This window comes from Janthinobacterium sp. PSPC3-1 (assembly GCF_049896105.1).
GTDB lineage: Bacteria > Pseudomonadota > Gammaproteobacteria > Burkholderiales > Burkholderiaceae_D > Janthinobacterium.
Genome location: NZ_JAFCTQ010000029.1, coordinates 37027 through 54198, shown reverse-complemented (window position 1 = coordinate 54198; position 17172 = coordinate 37027). Strand labels below are relative to the sequence as shown.

The window sequence follows — 17172 nt, the reverse complement described above, 5'->3', positions numbered from 1 at the left end:
TGGTCACACCACGCCATCAGCCTTGAGCCTGGCAATCGCCACCGCATCAAACCCCAGCGACGCCAGCACCTCGTCGTTGTGCTGCCCCAGGGTCGGTCCCAGCCATTGCGTCTTGCCCGGCGTGGCCGACAGCTTCGGCGTGATGGCCGGCAGCTTGACGGGGGTGCCGTCGGCGAACTGGTGCTGTTCGAACATGTCGCGCGCCAGGAATTGCGGGTCGCTCATCATGTCGCGCACGGAATAGATTTTGCCGGCGGGGACATCGGCCGCCTTCAGCACGGCCATTGCGCTATCGATGGTATGGGTGGCGCACCAGGCGCCGATGGCCTCGTCGATTTCCCCGGTGCGCGCGACGCGCCCATCGTTGCGGGCCAGTTGCGGGTCGCCCGCCATGTCGATGCGGCCCATGGCCAGCATCAATCGCTTGAAGATGGCGTCGCCATTGCCTGCGATCACGATATTCTCGCCGTCGCCGGTGGTATAGGTATTCGACGGCACGATGCCGGGCAAGGAGCCGCCCGTGCGTTCGCGCACCACGCCGGCCTGGTCGTATTCGGGCACCAGCGACTCCATCATGTTGAACACGGCTTCATACAGCGCCACGTCGACCATCTGCCCTTCGCCGCTTTCCTTGCCACCGGTGACGTCGCGATGGCGCAGCGCCATCATGGCGCCGATCACGCCATGCAGGGCCGCCACCGAGTCGCCGATTGACACGCCCACGCGCACGGGTGGGCGGTCGGCAAAGCCGGACACATAGCGCAGGCCGCCCATCGATTCGCCGATGGCGCCAAAGCCGGGCAAGTCCTTCATCGGCCCCGTCTGGCCGAAGCCGGACAGGCGCACCATGATCAGGGAGGGTTTGTCTTTCTTCAGTTGCTCGTAGCCGAGATCCCACTTTTCCAGCACGCCGGGGCGGTAGTTCTCGATGATGATGTCCGCTTCCAGCGCCAGCTGGCGCGCGATGGCGCGGCCCTCGGGCGCCTTCAGGTTCAGGGTCAGGCTTTTCTTGTTGCGCGCCTGCACCGACCACCACAGCGAGGTGCCGTCTTTCAGCACGCGCCAGGAACGGATCGGATCACCGCCATCGGGCGACTCGATCTTGATCACATCGGCGCCGAATTCGGCCAGCATGCGGGCGCAGAATGGCCCGGCGATCAAGGTGCCCAGTTCCAGCACCTTGATGCCGGCCAGTGGTCCGGTGGAAGTGGTTTTTTCCATGTCTTAGGTTGCCCTGCGGTCCAGCATCGCGCGCGCAATCGTGCCCGCGTCGACATATTCCAGTTCACCGCCCACCGGCACGCCGCGCGCCAGGCGGCTGACGCGCAAGCCGCGCGCCTTCAGCATTTCGCTGATGTAATGGGCGGTCGCTTCGCCTTCATTCGTAAAATTGGTGGCCAGCACCACTTCCGTGACCACGCCATCGTTCGCGCGGCCCAGCAGTTTTTCAAGATGGATGTCTTTCGGGCCGATGCCGTCCAGCGGCGAAAGCCGCCCCATCAGCACGAAATACAGGCCCTTGTAGGTGAGGGTCTGCTCGATCATCAGCTGGTCGGCCGGTGTTTCCACCACGCACAGCAGCCGCTTGTCGCGGTCGTCGTCGAGACAGTTCTCGCAAATCTCGTGTTCGGTAAAAGTGTTGCACAGGGCACAGTGATGCACGGCATCGACGGCCTGGAACAGGGCGCGCGACAGCATGGCCGCGCCTTCCCGGTCGTGCTGCAACAAGTGAAACGCCATGCGCTGCGCCGACTTGGGGCCGACGCCGGGCAGGCGCCGCAGCGCCTCGGTCAGGAATTCCAGCGACTTGGACATGGATCAGTCCACTCCGGCAGCGGTGATCGGGCGCATGCGGCAGGTCATCAGAATGGCATTTTGAAGCCGGCTGGCAAGTTCATGCCGCCAGTCAGGCCTGCCATTTTTTCGGCGGAGGTCGCTTCGGCCTTGCGCACGGCGTCGTTGAAGGCGGCGGCCACCAGGTCTTCCAGCATGTCCTTGTCATCGGCCAGCAGCGACGGGTCGATCGACACGCGCTTGACGTCGTTCTTGCAGGTCATGACGATTTTTACCAGGCCGGCGCCGGACTGGCCTTCCACTTCCACCAGCGCCAGTTGTTCCTGGGCCTTTTTCATATTGTCCTGCATTGCTTGTGCCTGCTTCATCAGGCCAGCCAGTTGATTTTTCATCATGGGAAATGCTCCGTATTATTTATCAAGTTAATCAATGCAGGGTCGGCGCAGTGCCGGCCGGTGCAGGTGTAATCGTCCCCGGCACCACGAAGGCGTCGAATGTACGCTTCATATCGAGCACAAAGGGGTCGGTTTCAATGGTTTCTTCGGCTTGCCGCTGGCAGGCCTCGCGGTGGGCCTGCGCTTCGGCGCTGGCCGTGTACCAGACGGCGCCCAATTCCGTATCGACATTGACCTTGCGGCCAAAGCGTTCGGCCAGGGCCGCCGCCAGTTTTTCCACGTTGGCCGGGCTGCGCCAGGTATCGATCGGCACGCGCAGGCGGAAGGTGGTGCTGTGGCCATCGTGCAGGCATTCGATCAGCTCGGCTTGCACGGCCAGTTGCTGGGCCACGCCGCGCAGCGGCAGCACGGCCGCCACGGCCGGCCAGTTGCCGTCCCAGTCCAGGCCCGGCACCGGCGTGATCACATACGGCGCGCTGGGCGCGGCCTGCTTGGGCGCGCGCTGCGGCATCACCACGGCCGGCTGCTCGCCGCTGGCCTGGGCTGGCGCACTCTGCACGGCGGCCGAGGCGCTGTCGTCGGAAAATTCGGTAACCCAGGGCGGCAGGTCGTCGTCAGGCTCGGATTGCGGCGGCGGCGCCTGGCGCGCGGGCGCCGGTGGCGGCGCAGATACGGGCGCCGCCTCGATCACGGCCACGTCCGGGACCGGGCTATCGTCCCACGGCGCGGGCGACCTGGCGGCGGCCGGGGCTGGCGGCGTGGCGCGCACCGGTGCGGGGGCGGCAGGCGCGGCGGCCACCGGCGCTGGTGCAGGTGCCGGCGCTTTCGGTGCCGAAGCCGGCGCCGACGGTGCGCTGCCCGGACGGCCTTTCGATGCGGCGCGGGCCGCTTCCAGCGCCGCATTGATGGCGGCGCGGGCCGAGCTGACCGGCGCGGCGGAGGCGGCCGGCGCCGGTGTGTTGGCAGGTGCGGCGGCGGGCGGCGGTGGCGGTTCGCTGCGCGCCATGGTCGCGGCGGCGGCGGCTACCACCGCCGGTGGCGGAGTCGGCGTCACGGCGGCATGGCTGGCCACGCTGTGCGCGGCGGCCCGTGCCGGAGGCGCAGGCTGGGCGGCGGCGCGCGCGGCGGCGACAGCAGCCGGACGGTTAACCGGGGCGCTGGCGGGCGCGGCGGCCGGCAAGCCTTCGGCGCCGCCCATGCCGGGGCGAAACGCCAGCATGCGCAGCAAGGTCATGGAAAAGCCCGCGTATTCGTCGGGCGCCAGGCCCAGTTCATTGCGGCCATGCACGGCGATCTGGTAGAACAGCTGCACTTCCTGCGCGTCAAAGGCCGACGCCAGGCGATTGATGTCGGCGTATTCGGGCAAATCCTGCGGCACGGCGGCCGGCACGCTTTGCGCCAGCGCGATCCGGTGCAGCAAGGTGCCCAGGTCTTGCAGCGCATTGTTGTACGACAGGCTGCGCGAGGCCATTTCGTCGGCCACGGCCAGCAAGTCCGCACCGTCCTGTTTCGCCAGCGCATCGAGCAGGCGCACCAGGTAGGACTGGTCGAGCGCGCCCAGCATGCCTTGCACGGCATCGAGCGTCACTTCGCCGGCCGCATAGGCGATCGCCTGGTCGGTCAGCGACAAGGCATCGCGCATGGAGCCGTGCGCACCCTGGGCCAGCAGGCGCAAGGCCGGCTGTTCGAAGGCGATACCCTCCTGACCCAGGATATTGTCGAGGTGACTGATGATATGGCCGGGCGGCATCTGCTTGAGGTTGAACTGCAGGCAGCGTGACAGCACGGTGACGGGAATCTTTTGCGGGTCGGTGGTGGCCAGGATGAATTTGACGTGTTCCGGCGGCTCCTCCAGCGTTTTCAGCATGGAATTGAACGCATGATTGGTCAGCATGTGCACCTCATCGATCATGTAGACCTTGAAGCGCGCATTGCTCGGCGCATACACCGCCTGCTCCAGCAGCTGCGCCATTTCATCGACGCCGCGGTTCGACGCCGCATCCATCTCTATATAGTCAACGAAGCGTCCCGCGTCGATCGCCGTGCACGCTTCGCACTGGCCGCAAGGCTGGGCCGTGATGCCGCCCGTGCCATCCGGGCCGATGCAATTGAGCGACTTGGCCAGGATGCGCGACAAGGTGGTCTTGCCGACGCCGCGCGTGCCCGTGAACAGATAGGCGTGATGCAAGCGGCCACTGTGCAGCGCATGCGTGAGCGCGCGCACGACGTGCTCCTGGCCGACGAGCGTCTCGAAATTCTTGGGGCGGTATTTACGGGCGAGGACTTGATAGGACATGCTGAGATTTTACCATGCGATGTTGCGGTGATCCTGCGCGGCGGGCGCAAGCCTCATGGCCGGGCCAGCCAAGGCGGCAATTGTATCGCATGACCAGAATCCCTCGCCAAAACAAAAAAGCTGCCCTGGGGCAGCTTTGCGATTGTTTCCCGAAGGAGGCGAGCCTGATCTGCGGCACTCATGGTTAATAGCCGTGGCTGCTTCGTTCCCGACCTGACCAGGTTAGCCATGCCACGATGCGCAGGGGCCCGCCGGGGGTAATTATAACCGGTCTGGAGGCAATTGGGGAAGCAAGCTGAAATCCGGGGTCAGCCCCCCTCGCCCGTTCGCTCCAGCCTCAGAGTTTGCGGCATTGAGGGTCTGACCCCAGCCCTTCTACAGCCCCAGTTCCTGCCAGATACCATCCACCCTGGCCTTGACCTCCGGCGTCATGGCGATCACCGTGCCCCACTCGCGCGTGGTTTCACCGGGCCATTTATTGGTGGCATCGATGCCCATCTTGCTGCCCAGGCCGCTGATCGGCGACGCAAAATCAAGGTAGTCGATCGGCGTATTGTCGACCAGCGTCGTGTCGCGGATCGGATCGACGCGGGTGGTAATGGCCCAGATGACCTCCTTCCAGTCACGGATATTGACGTCTTCGTCGACCACCACGATGAACTTGGTATACATGAACTGGCGCAGGAAGCTCCACACGCCGAACATCACGCGCTTGGCGTGGCCCGCGTACTGCTTCTTGATCTGCACCACGGCCATGCGGTAGCTGCAGCCTTCCGGCGGCAAATAGAAATCGGTGATTTCGCTGAACTGCTTTTGCAGCAGCGGCACGAACACTTCGTTCAGCGCCAGGCCCAGCACGGCCGGCTCGTCCGGCGGCTTGCCGGTGTAAGTGGAGTGGTAGATCGGGTCGCGCCGCATGGTGATGCGGTCGATGGTAAATACCGGAAAACTGTCCTGCTCATTATAGTAGCCGGTATGGTCGCCATACGGCCCTTCCAGCGCGTGCTCGTAGCCGCTCGGATGGTTTGCGTCAGGATAGATATGGCCTTCCAGCACGATCTCGGCCGAGGCCGGCACGCGCAGTTCGCTGCCGATGGCTTTTACCAGCTCCGTGCGGCTGCCGCGCAGCAGGCCCGCGAACTGGTATTCGGACAGGCTGTCGGGCACCGGCGTCACCGCTCCTAATATGGTCGCGGGGTCGGCGCCGAGCGCGACGGCGATCGGATACGGCTTGCCCTTGGTCTGCAGCGCGTGTTCGCGGAAGTCCAGCGCGCCGCCCCGGTGCGCCAGCCAGCGCATAATGACCTTGTTACGGCCCAACACCTGCTGGCGGTAGATGCCCAGGTTCTGGCGCTTCTTGTTCGGACCCTTGGTGATCACCAGGCCCCAGGTTATCAGGGGCGCGACATCGCCGGGCCAGCAATGCTGGATCGGCAGGCGCGCCAGGTCGACATCATTGCCTTCCCAGACGATTTCCTGGCACTTGGCGCCACGCAGTTCTTTCGGCGACATGTCCCACACCGATTTCACCAGCGAACCCAGGCCCAGCAGATCCTTGAAATCCTTAGGCGGCTCCGGCTCCTTCAGGCGCGCCAGCACATGGCCGATCTTGCGCAATTCGCTGACATCCTCGGCGCCCATGCCGAGTGCCACCCTGCGTGGAGTACCGAACAGATTGGCCAGCACCGGCATGTTATGGTTGGTCGGATGGTTGAACAGCAAGGCCGGTCCGCCCGCGCGCAAAGTGCGGTCGCAGACCTCCGTCATCTCCAAATAGGGGGAAACTGGCGTCGAAATGGCCTTAAGTTCGTCCATTTGTTGCAACTGAGAAATAAAATCTCGCAAATCTGAATATTTCATGTGTTTTTAAATTTTTTTGACGTGGGACGCCGTTGCTGAAGGAACTATGCCAAGTAATTGATTTTATTGGCTTTTGGCACAATGCAAGACAAAAAGTAAGACATAAAAGTAATAAAGAATGAATTCGTTAGTATTGACTTGATATAAAACGGCTCTTACAATTCGCCCAACTTGAACGAGGACGCCGGCCCAGAGCTTGATTTTAGCGTCTCTCATTCATTCACGGAGTCGGGGCTCCACATGACATTTTAAGGAGTGTTTTCAAAAGGCGTCTGCCTTACCCCCGGTAAAAGTTGTATTGCAACTGATCCAATACCACAGGGACCGATCAGCTCAAGCAAGCAATGACGGCGTCTCTCGCGCGCATCCATACGCGGCGACAGACGATGATATTTCTGATGCACGGCATTGGCAGCACCCATCACCGCGAGACAGCGGAGGGACTGCCTGTTGACGCGACATTTCGGGGAAACTCTATGACTCATCGTAGCACTGAAGCAGCCTTGCCTGTTTCAACCGTGGCTGGCCAGCCAGCGTTGGCGCGTTTGCGCGCGCGCGCAACGGCAATCTCGGCACGTGGCGTGCTGACCACCGCCCAGCACACACTGACCGTGTTCGGCATTTCCGCTCTTGCACTGATCGCCTTGCTGATGTTCCGCCCTGACCTGGGCAAGCAACTGACGCACAGCCTGTTCCCGCTGCCAATGACGGAAGCGCAAGCCGTCGAAGCACCGGCCCTGTCGGCACTGATGGCAGCGCCCGCTTCCGTACAGACCGTCACAGCCGCCGACACCGCGCTCACCAAGGAAGAAAAAGCCTTGCTGGGCACGCAAAAGCAGCAGCAGTGGGTCACCACCTGGCTGTCCAAGCGCTACCGCGTGGCCAACGACGCAACCAATATGCTGGTCTCGACGGCCTATCTGACGGCGCGTGAAATCAAGCTCGACCCGCTGTTGATCCTGGCCGTGATGGCCATCGAATCGGGCCTGAACCCGTTCGCGGAAAGCCCGGTCGGCGCGCAAGGCCTGATGCAAGTCATGTCGAAAGTCCATCATGAGCGCTTCCAGGAAATGGGCGGCGTGCAAGCGGCCTTGAATCCGGTCGCCAATATCCGCGTCGGCTCGCTGATCCTGAAGGATTACGTCACCCGTGGCGGTTCGGTCGAAGCCGGCCTGAAAACCTATGTCGGCGCCGCCAACTTCGCCACCGATTCGGGCTACGGCTCGCGCGTGCTGGCCGAATACCGGCGCCTGAAGCAAGTGTCGGCCGGTCAGCGCGTGCCGACCAGCAATGCCGTGATGGCCTCGAATACGCCAGCGCCAGCCAAAGCCGCGACAGCCATGCCTGTCGCGGAAACCGGCAGCCTTACCATCAAAGTAGTACCTCACAACGAGATCGCCGGTCTGTGACCCCTTGAAGGCGCTCCTGGCGCCCTCCAGTAAAAAAGCCACCGGTACTTGCGTACGGTGGCTTTTTTCATGTCCTGCGGCATCAACCGCCGGACATGCACTATATATATAGTGTGCGCGGATTACTTGCGCTTGCTGGCGACTTCGTCCTCGCGGAACTTCGCTGCCAGTTTGTCCAGCACGCCATTGACATACTTGTGGCCGTCGATGCCGCCAAACGACTTGGCCAGCTCCACCGCTTCATTGATGACGACGCGGTAAGGAATCTCCACGTTGTTTTTCAGTTCGAATGCGCCGATCAGCAGGATGCCGTGTTCGATCGGCGACAGTTCGGCGATATTGCGGTCGATCAGCGGCGCCATGCTTTCGCGCAGCGCTTGCGAATCCTTGATGGCGCCGTACAGCAGCACCGTGAAATGATCGCCGTCCGCTTTGTCGAAGCCGTGCGCCGCGCGAATATTGTTCACGACGGTGGTCGCATCTTCATTGTTCAGCAGCCACTGGTACAGCCCCTGCAAGGCAAACTCGCGCGCGCGGTGACGCGGCGTGCGGTTTTTGCTGGGATTGGCGAGCAAATTTTTCTCAGTCATGATTGTTACCTGTTCTAAATACTTCTTACTGCAAATAGTGACGTATACCGCAGGGCATCCTGACAATGCCGCCGCGGCGCAAGCACGATTTAATCTTCGTCTGTGTCTTGCAACTCTTCCAGCGCTTGCGCCAGATTGGCCATTTCCACTGCCACGCGTGCCGCTTCCGCACCCTTGACCAGCATGCGTACTTCGGCCTGCTCGTCGTTTTCGGTCGTCAACACGGCGTTGGCGATCGGGATGCCGTAATCGAGACCGATGCGCGTGATGCCTGCGCCCGATTCGTTCGATACCAGCTCGAAGTGATAGGTTTCACCGCGTATCACGGCGCCCAGTGCGATCAGGGCGTCGAATTGCTCGGTTTCCGCCATCTTCTGCAGAATCAGTGGAATTTCCAGGGCGCCCGGCACGGTCACGTGCAGGATATCTTCATCGGCCACGCCCAGCTTGCTCAACTCTTCCAGGCATGCCGACAGCAAGCCACCACCGACGATTTCATTGAATCGTGCCTGGACGATACCGACGCGCAAACCTTCGCCGGCAAAATTGGTTTCATAAGTTCCTACAGTCATCTTGTGCCTCTTTATCAGTTGGCCGGCGGCGGCGCGATTGCGCCAGGCCGCCGGATGCTTCAATCAGTTCAATCAGGTGCTGCTCTGGCCAGGGTGGCACTGAAAACCCGTTACCTCCAGGTCGAAACCGACCATCGACGGCATCTTGCGCGGGCTGGCCAGCAATTGCATCTTGCTCACGCCCAGGTCGCGCAGGATTTGCGCACCGATGCCGTAGCTGCGCAGATCCATGCTGGCGGCACGGCCTTTCGGCTTGGCTTGCGGCGTGTCGAGCGCGGCGAACTGGGCAAACAGCTCGCCTGACGTTTCGCCACAGTTCAGCAATACCATCACGCCCCGCTCGGACTGCTTGATGGCGGCCATCGAGGCTGCCACGGTCCAGGAGTGGGTGGTCGCTTCGCTTTCCAGCACGTCCAGCAGCGACACCGGCTGGTGCACGCGCACCAGCGTTTCCAGGCCGGCGGCCAGGTCGCCATGCACCAGCGCCAAGTGGGCCGACGCGCTGGGCTTGTCGCGGAAGGCGATCATGCGGAACTCGCCGTGGGCGGTGCGCAAGGTACGCTCGGCAACGCGCTCGACCAGCGATTCGGTCTGGCTGCGGTAATGGATCAAATCGGCAATCGTGCCGATCTTCAGGCCATGCTGCTCGGCAAACACCAGCAGGTCCGGCAGGCGCGCCATGGTGCCGTCATCCTTCATGATTTCGCAGATCACCGACGCGGGCGTCAGGCCGGCCATGGCCGTCAGGTCGCAACCGGCTTCGGTATGGCCTGCGCGCATCAGCACGCCGCCCTTTTGCGCTTTCAGCGGGAAGATATGGCCAGGCTGGACGATATCGGTCGGCTGCGTGCCCTTGTTCACGGCCACCTGGATGGTCCTGGCGCGGTCGGCGGCGGAAATACCGGTGGTCACGCCTTCGGCCGCTTCGATCGACACCGTGAAATTGGTGCCATAGGCGGTGCCGTTGCGCGAGGTCATCATCGACAGGTTCAGCTCGTCGCAACGCTCTTCAGTCAAGGTCAGGCACACCAGGCCACGGGCATGGGTGATCATGAAATTGATTGCTTCAGGCGTTACAAAATCGGCGGCAAGCACCAGATCGCCTTCATTTTCCCGGTCTTCTTCATCGACCAGTATCACCATGCGGCCGGCGCGCAATTCAGCGACGATCTCTTCGGTGCTGGAAATAGACATCTTCATCCTCTTGGTAAACTGAAACATCGAGAGCGAACATTCCACGATTTTCCGGGAATTTTCTTGGAGCCTGCTATTTTAAAGGATTTACGTGTTTCAGACCTGAAATAAGAACAAGCGGCGGCCATCTGCGCCCGCACAACACCCGGTCACATGGCAGGCGACACCCGGCTTGCAAATCACATAAGATCGATGGCGGCCCGCGACCGGGCCGTTGTAACGTGACCGCGCAGGCACCGCCCGCGCATCCCATTTTCCGCACACTCACAGGAGTTACCATGAAAACAACCGGTTCGGCCGTCTGGTCTGGCGGCATCAAGGATGGCAAGGGCGCCATCAGCACCAAAAGCGGCGCGCTGCAAGCGTATCCCTACGGCTTTGCCAGCCGCTTCGAAGGCAAGCCCGGCACCAATCCGGAAGAGCTGATCGGCGCCGCCCACGCGGGCTGCTTCACCATGGCGCTGTCGCTGATCCTCGGCGAAGCGGGCCTGACGGCCGAGCAGATGGACACCACCGCCGAAGTCACTCTGGACAAGCAGGATGACGGCTTTGCCATTACCGCCGTGCACCTGGTGCTCAAGGCCAAGATCCCGGGCGCCGACCAGGCGAAATTCGAGGAACTGACCGCCAAGGCCAAGGCCGGCTGCCCCGTGTCGAAACTGCTGAACGCGCAAATCACCTTGGACGCTACACTCCTGGCTTGATATTTTTGACCGGCGTCACGGGCGCAGCCTGCGTCACGGGCGCCACCAAGGGCCGCTGCGACTCGGCGGCGGTGATTGGCCGCCCCATCAGGCCCGGATTCAGGGCGGCGTTGTTAATGTTATAGGCGGCAATCGCGGCCGCCACCGCCGGGTCTTGCGAGGAAGGCTGTTGCACGGCCTGCGCGGCGTTCTGCGCGGCCTGCTGCTGGGCTTGCGCATTTTGCTGCGCCTGCTGGGCTTGCGCCGTGGTGACCAGGCCTGCGTCCAGCTGCACCTGCGCCTCGCGCGCCACGGTTTGCGCGCGCTCGGTCGCCGCCTGGGCCACCCGCTGCGCTTCGCTGGCGGCCAGTTGCGCCTTCGCCGCGTCGTCGGCCGCCTGCTGCACCTGCTGCTGCAATTGCGCCTGGAGCGTCTGCTCGGTCTGCGCCTCGTCCACGCGCTCGTCTTCCACCCGCGCCGCATCCTGCTGCCGCAGGGTATTTTCCTGCGCCACCCGCTGCGTTTCCAGGTCTTCGCGCTGGACCCGCTCGGTTTGCAAACGATCCTGCTCGCCATCAAGCTGCTGGGCCTGCACTGCCGGGTTGCCGCGCTGTGCCTGTTGAGCCAGCTGAGTCTGCTGTAATTGCTGGGCCGCCTGCAAGGTGCCCGCCTGGTCCAGCTGCGCCTGGCTGGCCTGGGCCGCTTGCAAGGTGGCATTTTGCTGCAACTGCTGTTGCTGGCGCAGTTCCTGCAGCCCCTGGGTCAGGTCTTCCGTTTCCAGCTGCTGCTGTACTTCCAGCTGGCGTTGGGCGAGTTGCTGCTGTTGGACGATTTCTTGCTGCTGGGCCAGTGCTTGCGCTTGCTCGGCCTGCTCGGACTGCACAGCCGGCTCCGGCTGCGCGGCTTGCGCCACGGTGGTGGCGTTCAAGTCGGTGATATTGATATCGGCCGGCACGGCTTGCGGCTGGATGGCCAGCGGGTCCTGGCCTGCCACCTCCTCTTGCAAGGGGAACGCCAAGGGCGTCTGTGCCACGCTTTGTTGGGCTTGCTGCACTTGCTCGGCCTGGGTTTGTGGCAACGGCGCGTTCAAGTCGTCCACCGCCTGCGCGATGGCAGGCACGCCCTGCTGCAGGCTCAGCGCGGCGCCCACTTCGGCCAGCACGTCGCTTCCCTGCTGCAAGACGCTCAATGTACCAGCGCGGTCGCTGTCAAAGGCCGCCTGCAGGGCAGCCACGTCGACAGGACGATTGTTTTGCAGGTCGATGCCGATGCGCGCCAGGTCGGCTTGCGTCAAAGCATCGGTATTTTGCGCCAGCGCTTCGGAAGCGCCCGGGGTGACCTGGCCGCTCAGCAAGGCAAAGCGCTGCGCCAGGTCGTCCTGCGAGCCGGCCGTCATGGCCAGTTGGCCCGCATCGATGCCGCTGGCGCGCAGCTGGGCAAACGAGTCGCTCAATTGCTGGGCCAGCGCCACCAAGGCGTCGTCGGCCACCACCGCCGGGTTCGCCGCACGGGCCGCCTCATCATCGATCCCCTGCAAAGCAAGCAATTGCCGGCGCGACATGGCGACGCCGGACAAATATTGCCCGAGCGGCGAGATATCGACCTGGGTCGACGACACAAGCGGGTTGACGAGCGCCGCATTGGCCAGGATGGCGGCCGAGGCCGGCGTGACCGCAGCGGCGGTGCCGACGCGGGTAGAGGCTGGCACCACATTGGCCAGCGTCGCGGACGAGACGGGATCCATGGCATTCCTTCGCAGCACAAAGCACCATTATGCGCGCTTGCTGGAAAAGGAACACACGGTTGAGGGCCGCTATTGATTGACAAGTGTCAGAAACAGGATCACACTTCTGACTTGACAGGAGCTTCCGCCATGCAAACCATTGCCAATAAAATATTGAAACATGCGACCAGCTTATCGGAGGGTACCCCTTTGGTGGCGAAGGAGTTGCTGCATTTGGGCGGCAGGGCTGCCATTGACCAGGCACTGTCCCGCCTGGTCAAGCGCGGGCTTTTGCTGAGGGCCTCGCGCGGCATTTACGTCTTGCCAGTCACCAGCCGTTTCGGCACGCGCGCGCCGTCGAGCAGCAAAGTAGCGGAAGGAATCGCGATGTTGCGCGGTGAGACGATCGTGCAGCATGGCGCCGCCGCCGCCAATGCCCTCGGCCTGACGACCCAAGTGCCGATAAAATCGATCTACCTGACGTCCGGCCCCAACCGGCGCCTGCGTCTCGGTGCGCAGACGGTTGAGTTTCGACACGCTCCCGTCTGGCAACTGGCCCTTGCCGGGCGTCCGGCAGGCGAGGTGGTGCGTGCACTGGCCTGGCTTGGACCGACGAAAGCCGGTACGGCATTACGCAAGCTGCGTCCCACACTGCAGTCATCCGAACTGGCGGAAGTCGCATCGATACGCGCGCGCGTTCCTGGCTGGATGGCACGTGAGCTGAGCAGCCTGCTTGTCCATGGCTGAATTTTTTACGCTGCCGCCGGCCGAACGCCTGGAGGCACTCAATACTGCAGCCAGTGCGTCCGGCCGCCAGCCACACCTGCTGGAAAAAGATATCTGGGTCGTCTGGGCATTGCAGCATCTGTTCTCTGGTCCGCACGCAGCGCACCTGGTATTCAAGGGTGGCACTTCCCTGTCGAAGGCATACGGCGTCATTCAGCGATTCTCGGAAGACGTCGACTTGACCTATGACATCAGGGCCATCGCCGCAGATCTGATCGGAACGGCTGAATCGCCTTTACCGGCCAGCAAAAGCCAGGAAAAGAAATGGAGCAAGGAAATCCGTGCACGCCTGGCAGGATGGGTGGCCGGCGAAATCGTCCCCCGCCTCACACTGGAACTGACAAGGCAGTCGCTACCGGCAACCGCCCGAGCTGACGCCGACAAGGTTTTTATTGACTATATCCCATTGTCCGCCGGCACCGGGTATGTCGCGCCGGCCGTGATGCTGGAATTTGGCGCCCGTTCCACGGGGGAACCGAGTGAGCCACGGCCCGTCACCTGCGATGCGGCTGCCTACTTGCCCATGCTGGCGTTCCCTGAAGCTGTGCCGCAAGTAATGCGTGCCGAACGGACTTTCTGGGAAAAAGCAACCGCCATCCATGTCTTTTGCGCGCAAGGATCCTTCCGTGGTGGCGAGCGTTTCGCCCGGCATTGGCACGACGTGGCACGGCTTGACACCGCCGGGCATGTGGACAATGCAATCGCTGACAACGCGCTCGGCCAGGCGGTGGCCGAGCACAAGAGCATTTTCTTCGCCGAGAGGACAGCGCAGGGCGAGGTGATCGATTACCTGGCCGCCGTTTCAGGAAACCTGCAACTGGTACCCGCTGCGGACGCACTGGCCATATTGGCTGCGGACTACCAGCACATGGTCGACGATGGCCTGTTCCTGGATGATGCGGAGTCTTTTGACCTGCTGATGGCGCGCTGCCAGGCCATTCAGGACAAGGCCAACCTGCAGCGGCCGGGGCGCCAAGCAGCACCCCTCCTTTAACGAAATCGTTATTTGGATAGCGACAGCATGCGCTCGACATAGCGCGCGATCAGGTCGATTTCCAGGTTGACCTTGGCGCCCACCGCCAGGTGTTTCAGGGTCGTCATGGCGATGGTGTGCGGAATCAGGTTGATCGAGAAACGGCAGCCGTCGACGGCGCCCGCGCCCAAGTCTTCCACCCGGTTGACCGTCAACGAAACGCCATTGACGACGACGGAGCCCTTGAAGGCCAGGTATTTCGCCAGGTCCTGCCGGGCTTCGATCACCAGCTCCCACGATTCGCCCACGGCTTCGAACTTGCGCACCACGCCCAGGCCGTCGACGTGGCCCGAGACCAGGTGGCCGCCGAGGCGCTCGGCCAGGGTCAGCGCTTTTTCCAGGTTGACTTCGGTAGTGGTGTCCAGGCCCACGGTGCAATTGAGGCTTTCGCGCGAGACGTCGACCACAAAGTCCGTGTCGGATTTTTCCACCACCGTCATGCAGGCGCCGTTGATGGCGATCGAGTCGCCCAGCGCCACGTCGGCCAGCGGTAGGCCGCCCGCGTGGATGGACAGGCGTACGCCTGCGTCGAGGCCGCCTTCGAGTGGCTGCACGGTGTCGATTTTGCCGATGGCGGCAACAATTCCTGTAAACATGATGGACCTGTCAGTAAGTATTAATTAACGTTATTGAAACGGGCGAGGATACGCAGATCGTCGCCCACTTGTTGAATTTCATGGAAGCGCAAGCGATATTGATGATCGAGGTCCAGTAGGGCCGGCAGGCCGAACATGCCTTGCGCGTCGCCGATCAGGGCGGGCGCCAGGTACAGCAGCAATTCGTCGACGCAGCCTTCGCGTATCAGCGAGCCGTTCAGCTTGGAGCCGGCCTCGACATGCAGCTCATTGATCTGCCGCCGGCCCAGTTCCAGCATCAGCGCCGGCAGGTCGACCTTGCCTGCGCTGTTCGGCAGCAGTATCACTTCGGCGCCCAGCGCGCGCAGTTGCGCTTCCTTTTCAGGGTTGGCCACGGCCGCCACGATCCAGGTCCCGCCGCCTTGCAGGATGCGTGCGTCCAGGCTGATCTCGAGCCGGCTGTCGACGACGATGCGGCGCGGCTGGCGCGGCGTGTCGACCGCGCGCACATTCAGTTGCGGGTCGTCCGTCTTCACCGTGCCGATGCCGGTCAGGATGGCGCAGGCGCGCGCGCGCCAGGCGTGGCCGTCGTCGCGCGCCGCCTGCCCCGTGATCCACTGGCTGCGGCCATTGTGCAAGGCCGTCATGCCGTCCAGGCTGGCGGCAGACTTCATGCGCACCCATGGTTTGCCGCGCTCCATGCGCGAGAAAAAGCCGATATTCATTTCACGCGCTTCGCCGGCCAACAGATCAGTGGCGACCTCGATGCCGGCCGCCGCCAGCTTGGCCAGGCCCTGGCCCGCCACCAGCGGGTTCGGGTCGGTCATGGCCGCCACCACGCGGCCCAGGCCGGCGCGCACCAGCGCATCGGAGCACGGTGGCGTGCGGCCGTGGTGGTTGCACGGTTCCAAAGTGACATACGCGGTGGCGCCGCGCACGTCATTGCCGCGCGCGGCGGCATCGGCCAGCGCCTGCACTTCCGCATGGTTCTGGCCGGCCGCCTGGGTCACGCCGGCGCCGATCACCTGGCCGCCGGCGACGATCACGCAGCCGATGCGGGGATTGGGCGAGGTGGTATACAGCCCCTTCTGCGCCCATGCCAGTGCCAGGCGCATGCCGTCTACATCATTGAGTATTTCCACAGGCTTCTACAATTCGATCATGGTTGACGGGAAATCAGGATGCGGCAAACGTCAGCCTTCGCCAACGCCACTGCAATTGACCGTATCGCGCTGCGGATCACACACACGCACGCGGCCCAGCATATTGATTTTAATATGTCGTGCTTGATTTCCCAAAATCAAGGACAGCGTACCCCAGCGCGCCGCCAGGGCATTGGTCGCGCTGCAGCTGCGCCCTGCGCCATTGTAGGCGATATACAAGGGCTTCGCGCCCGAGGTAAAGCCGAAGCGCACCTCGATGCCGCCCGCCAGCGGTCCCTGGCGGAACAACAATTCATCGCCCGCATCGTAGGCCAGATTGCCATTGCTGTCGACAAAGACCAGCCAGCCCAGGCGCCAGTCGAGACCACCGCTGCCGGCCGGCATCAGCAGCACGCGCCGGCCACGCGCCATCGCCAGCGCGCGCGTCAGTTCGATCGCTGAAAACAAGTCGTTCGACGCCGCCAGCAAGCGCTGGCGCGCCAGCATGTCTTGCAAGCTGGGCAAGGCGGCTGCCGCCAGCAGAATGGTGATCGCCAGCACGGCCAGCATTTCGAGCAGGGTATGACCACGCTGCTCATGCAGGCTTTGAGCGGCCATGGCGCGCGCCCTCACGGCCAGCACCGCGCGGCAGGGCCACTGCTGCCACGCTCGCCGGTGCTGCTGAGGGTCAGGGTGCCGCAATCGGCGTCCGTGAAATGCCGGTCGACCCGGGCCGTGCCCGGCCTGGCGCGCAGCAGCACGCATTGCGCCAGCGTCGCCTCCGGGCACGCTGTGGCGTCGATTTCATACGCGCTGCGCACGGCGCCCTCTTCCGCCTCCTCGCCGGACCACCATTGGAACTGCTTGCCCTGCGCGCCTTCCGACGCCGCCGAGAACGCCAGATAGCGGTTGTTTTGCGAGTAATACCGCTCCTGCTGCTGCATCAGCTTCAACAGGGCGGCCTGCCCCTGTACCCGTTTCGCGCGCACGACCTGGCCGTGGTAGACGGGCAAGGCCAGCGCCAGCAGCAGGGCCACAATGACCATGACAGCCATCAGTTCGATCAGGCTGAAGCCGAACGCGCGGCGGCGCATCGATATGCTCACGGACATGGCTAAGC

The 17172-nt window shown here is 63.3% G+C and carries 17 protein-coding genes and 1 other RNA gene; 4 read left to right on the top strand and 14 right to left on the bottom strand.

What is annotated here, in order from left to right; genetic code table 11:
- Positions 1-3: 3 nt before the first annotated feature.
- From ACP7B7_RS23900 to ubiD, 6 genes are all read right to left on the bottom strand, one after another.
- The gene (locus ACP7B7_RS23900) at positions 4-1221 is read right to left on the bottom strand and encodes a CaiB/BaiF CoA transferase family protein (RefSeq protein WP_308922352.1); all 1218 of its coding nucleotides are present in this window, start codon (positions 1219-1221) and stop codon (positions 4-6) included.
- 3 nt (positions 1222-1224) lie between these two features.
- Positions 1225-1815: a recombination mediator RecR gene (gene recR, locus ACP7B7_RS23895; protein WP_308922353.1), complete on the bottom strand. Its 591-nt coding sequence runs from the start codon at positions 1813-1815 to the stop codon at positions 1225-1227.
- A gap of 47 nt (positions 1816-1862) precedes the next feature.
- A complete protein-coding gene (locus ACP7B7_RS23890) occupies positions 1863-2189 on the bottom strand; it encodes a YbaB/EbfC family nucleoid-associated protein (protein WP_034759121.1) in 327 nt (108 codons plus the stop codon).
- 31 nt (positions 2190-2220) lie between these two features.
- The gene (locus tag ACP7B7_RS23885; RefSeq protein WP_426078354.1) at positions 2221-4485 is read right to left on the bottom strand and encodes a DNA polymerase III subunit gamma/tau; all 2265 of its coding nucleotides are present in this window, start codon (positions 4483-4485) and stop codon (positions 2221-2223) included.
- A 154-nt stretch (positions 4486-4639) separates the two neighbouring features.
- Positions 4640-4738: signal recognition particle sRNA small type (gene ffs / locus ACP7B7_RS23880), an RNA gene on the bottom strand.
- Positions 4739-4860: 122 nt separating this feature from the next.
- Positions 4861-6345 (bottom strand): 4-hydroxy-3-polyprenylbenzoate decarboxylase, encoded by a 1485-nt coding sequence (gene ubiD / locus ACP7B7_RS23875; RefSeq protein WP_426078353.1) that lies wholly within the window; start codon positions 6343-6345, stop codon positions 4861-4863.
- Between the two features lie 476 nt (positions 6346-6821).
- Between ubiD and ACP7B7_RS23870 the strand changes: the two genes are divergently transcribed.
- Positions 6822-7754 (top strand): transglycosylase SLT domain-containing protein, encoded by a 933-nt coding sequence (locus tag ACP7B7_RS23870; protein ID WP_374694209.1) that lies wholly within the window; start codon positions 6822-6824, stop codon positions 7752-7754.
- Between the two features lie 122 nt (positions 7755-7876).
- On the opposite strand, the gene nusB is transcribed toward ACP7B7_RS23870, so the two are convergent.
- The 3 genes from nusB to ribBA form a co-directional block, all read right to left on the bottom strand.
- Positions 7877-8344 carry a transcription antitermination factor NusB gene (gene nusB, locus ACP7B7_RS23865; RefSeq protein WP_308922356.1) on the bottom strand — a complete coding sequence of 156 codons (468 nt, stop codon included), beginning with the start codon at positions 8342-8344 and terminating at the stop codon, positions 7877-7879.
- An 89-nt stretch (positions 8345-8433) separates the two neighbouring features.
- Positions 8434-8916, bottom strand: a complete 483-nt coding sequence (ribH, locus tag ACP7B7_RS23860) for a 6,7-dimethyl-8-ribityllumazine synthase (protein WP_094445951.1) — start codon at positions 8914-8916, stop codon at positions 8434-8436.
- A gap of 72 nt (positions 8917-8988) precedes the next feature.
- A complete protein-coding gene (gene ribBA / locus ACP7B7_RS23855) occupies positions 8989-10110 on the bottom strand; it encodes a bifunctional 3,4-dihydroxy-2-butanone-4-phosphate synthase/GTP cyclohydrolase II (RefSeq protein WP_308922357.1) in 1122 nt (373 codons plus the stop codon).
- A gap of 278 nt (positions 10111-10388) precedes the next feature.
- Between ribBA and ACP7B7_RS23850 the strand changes: the two genes are divergently transcribed.
- The gene (locus tag ACP7B7_RS23850) at positions 10389-10814 is read left to right on the top strand and encodes an OsmC family protein (RefSeq protein ID WP_312438292.1); all 426 of its coding nucleotides are present in this window, start codon (positions 10389-10391) and stop codon (positions 10812-10814) included.
- Here ACP7B7_RS23850 and ACP7B7_RS23845 read toward each other — a convergent pair.
- On the bottom strand, positions 10798-12537 hold the full coding sequence (locus tag ACP7B7_RS23845; RefSeq protein ID WP_426078352.1) for a hypothetical protein: 1740 nt from the start codon (positions 12535-12537) through the stop codon (positions 10798-10800). The genes ACP7B7_RS23850 and ACP7B7_RS23845 overlap by 17 nt on opposite strands.
- Positions 12538-12666: 129 nt before the next feature.
- Here ACP7B7_RS23845 and ACP7B7_RS23840 point away from each other — a divergent pair, with 129 nt between their 5' ends.
- Complete coding sequence (locus tag ACP7B7_RS23840) at positions 12667-13263, top strand: DUF6088 family protein (protein WP_308922360.1); 597 nt, start codon at positions 12667-12669, stop codon at positions 13261-13263.
- On the top strand, positions 13256-14296 hold the full coding sequence (locus tag ACP7B7_RS23835; RefSeq protein WP_426078351.1) for a nucleotidyl transferase AbiEii/AbiGii toxin family protein: 1041 nt from the start codon (positions 13256-13258) through the stop codon (positions 14294-14296). The genes ACP7B7_RS23840 and ACP7B7_RS23835 overlap by 8 nt, the downstream gene beginning before the upstream one ends.
- Positions 14297-14304: 8 nt before the next feature.
- On the opposite strand, the gene ACP7B7_RS23830 is transcribed toward ACP7B7_RS23835, so the two are convergent.
- The 4 genes from ACP7B7_RS23830 to ACP7B7_RS23815 form a co-directional block, all read right to left on the bottom strand.
- On the bottom strand, positions 14305-14931 hold the full coding sequence (locus tag ACP7B7_RS23830) for a riboflavin synthase (protein WP_426078350.1): 627 nt from the start codon (positions 14929-14931) through the stop codon (positions 14305-14307).
- Between the two features lie 20 nt (positions 14932-14951).
- Positions 14952-16025, bottom strand: coding sequence for a bifunctional diaminohydroxyphosphoribosylaminopyrimidine deaminase/5-amino-6-(5-phosphoribosylamino)uracil reductase RibD (gene ribD / locus ACP7B7_RS23825; protein ID WP_308922363.1), 1074 nt, complete (start codon positions 16023-16025; stop codon positions 14952-14954).
- 78 nt (positions 16026-16103) lie between these two features.
- Complete coding sequence (locus ACP7B7_RS23820; protein ID WP_308922364.1) at positions 16104-16670, bottom strand: GspH/FimT family pseudopilin; 567 nt, start codon at positions 16668-16670, stop codon at positions 16104-16106.
- An 11-nt stretch (positions 16671-16681) separates the two neighbouring features.
- A complete protein-coding gene (locus ACP7B7_RS23815; RefSeq protein WP_308922365.1) occupies positions 16682-17164 on the bottom strand; it encodes a type IV pilin protein in 483 nt (160 codons plus the stop codon).
- Positions 17165-17172 lie beyond the last annotated feature (8 nt).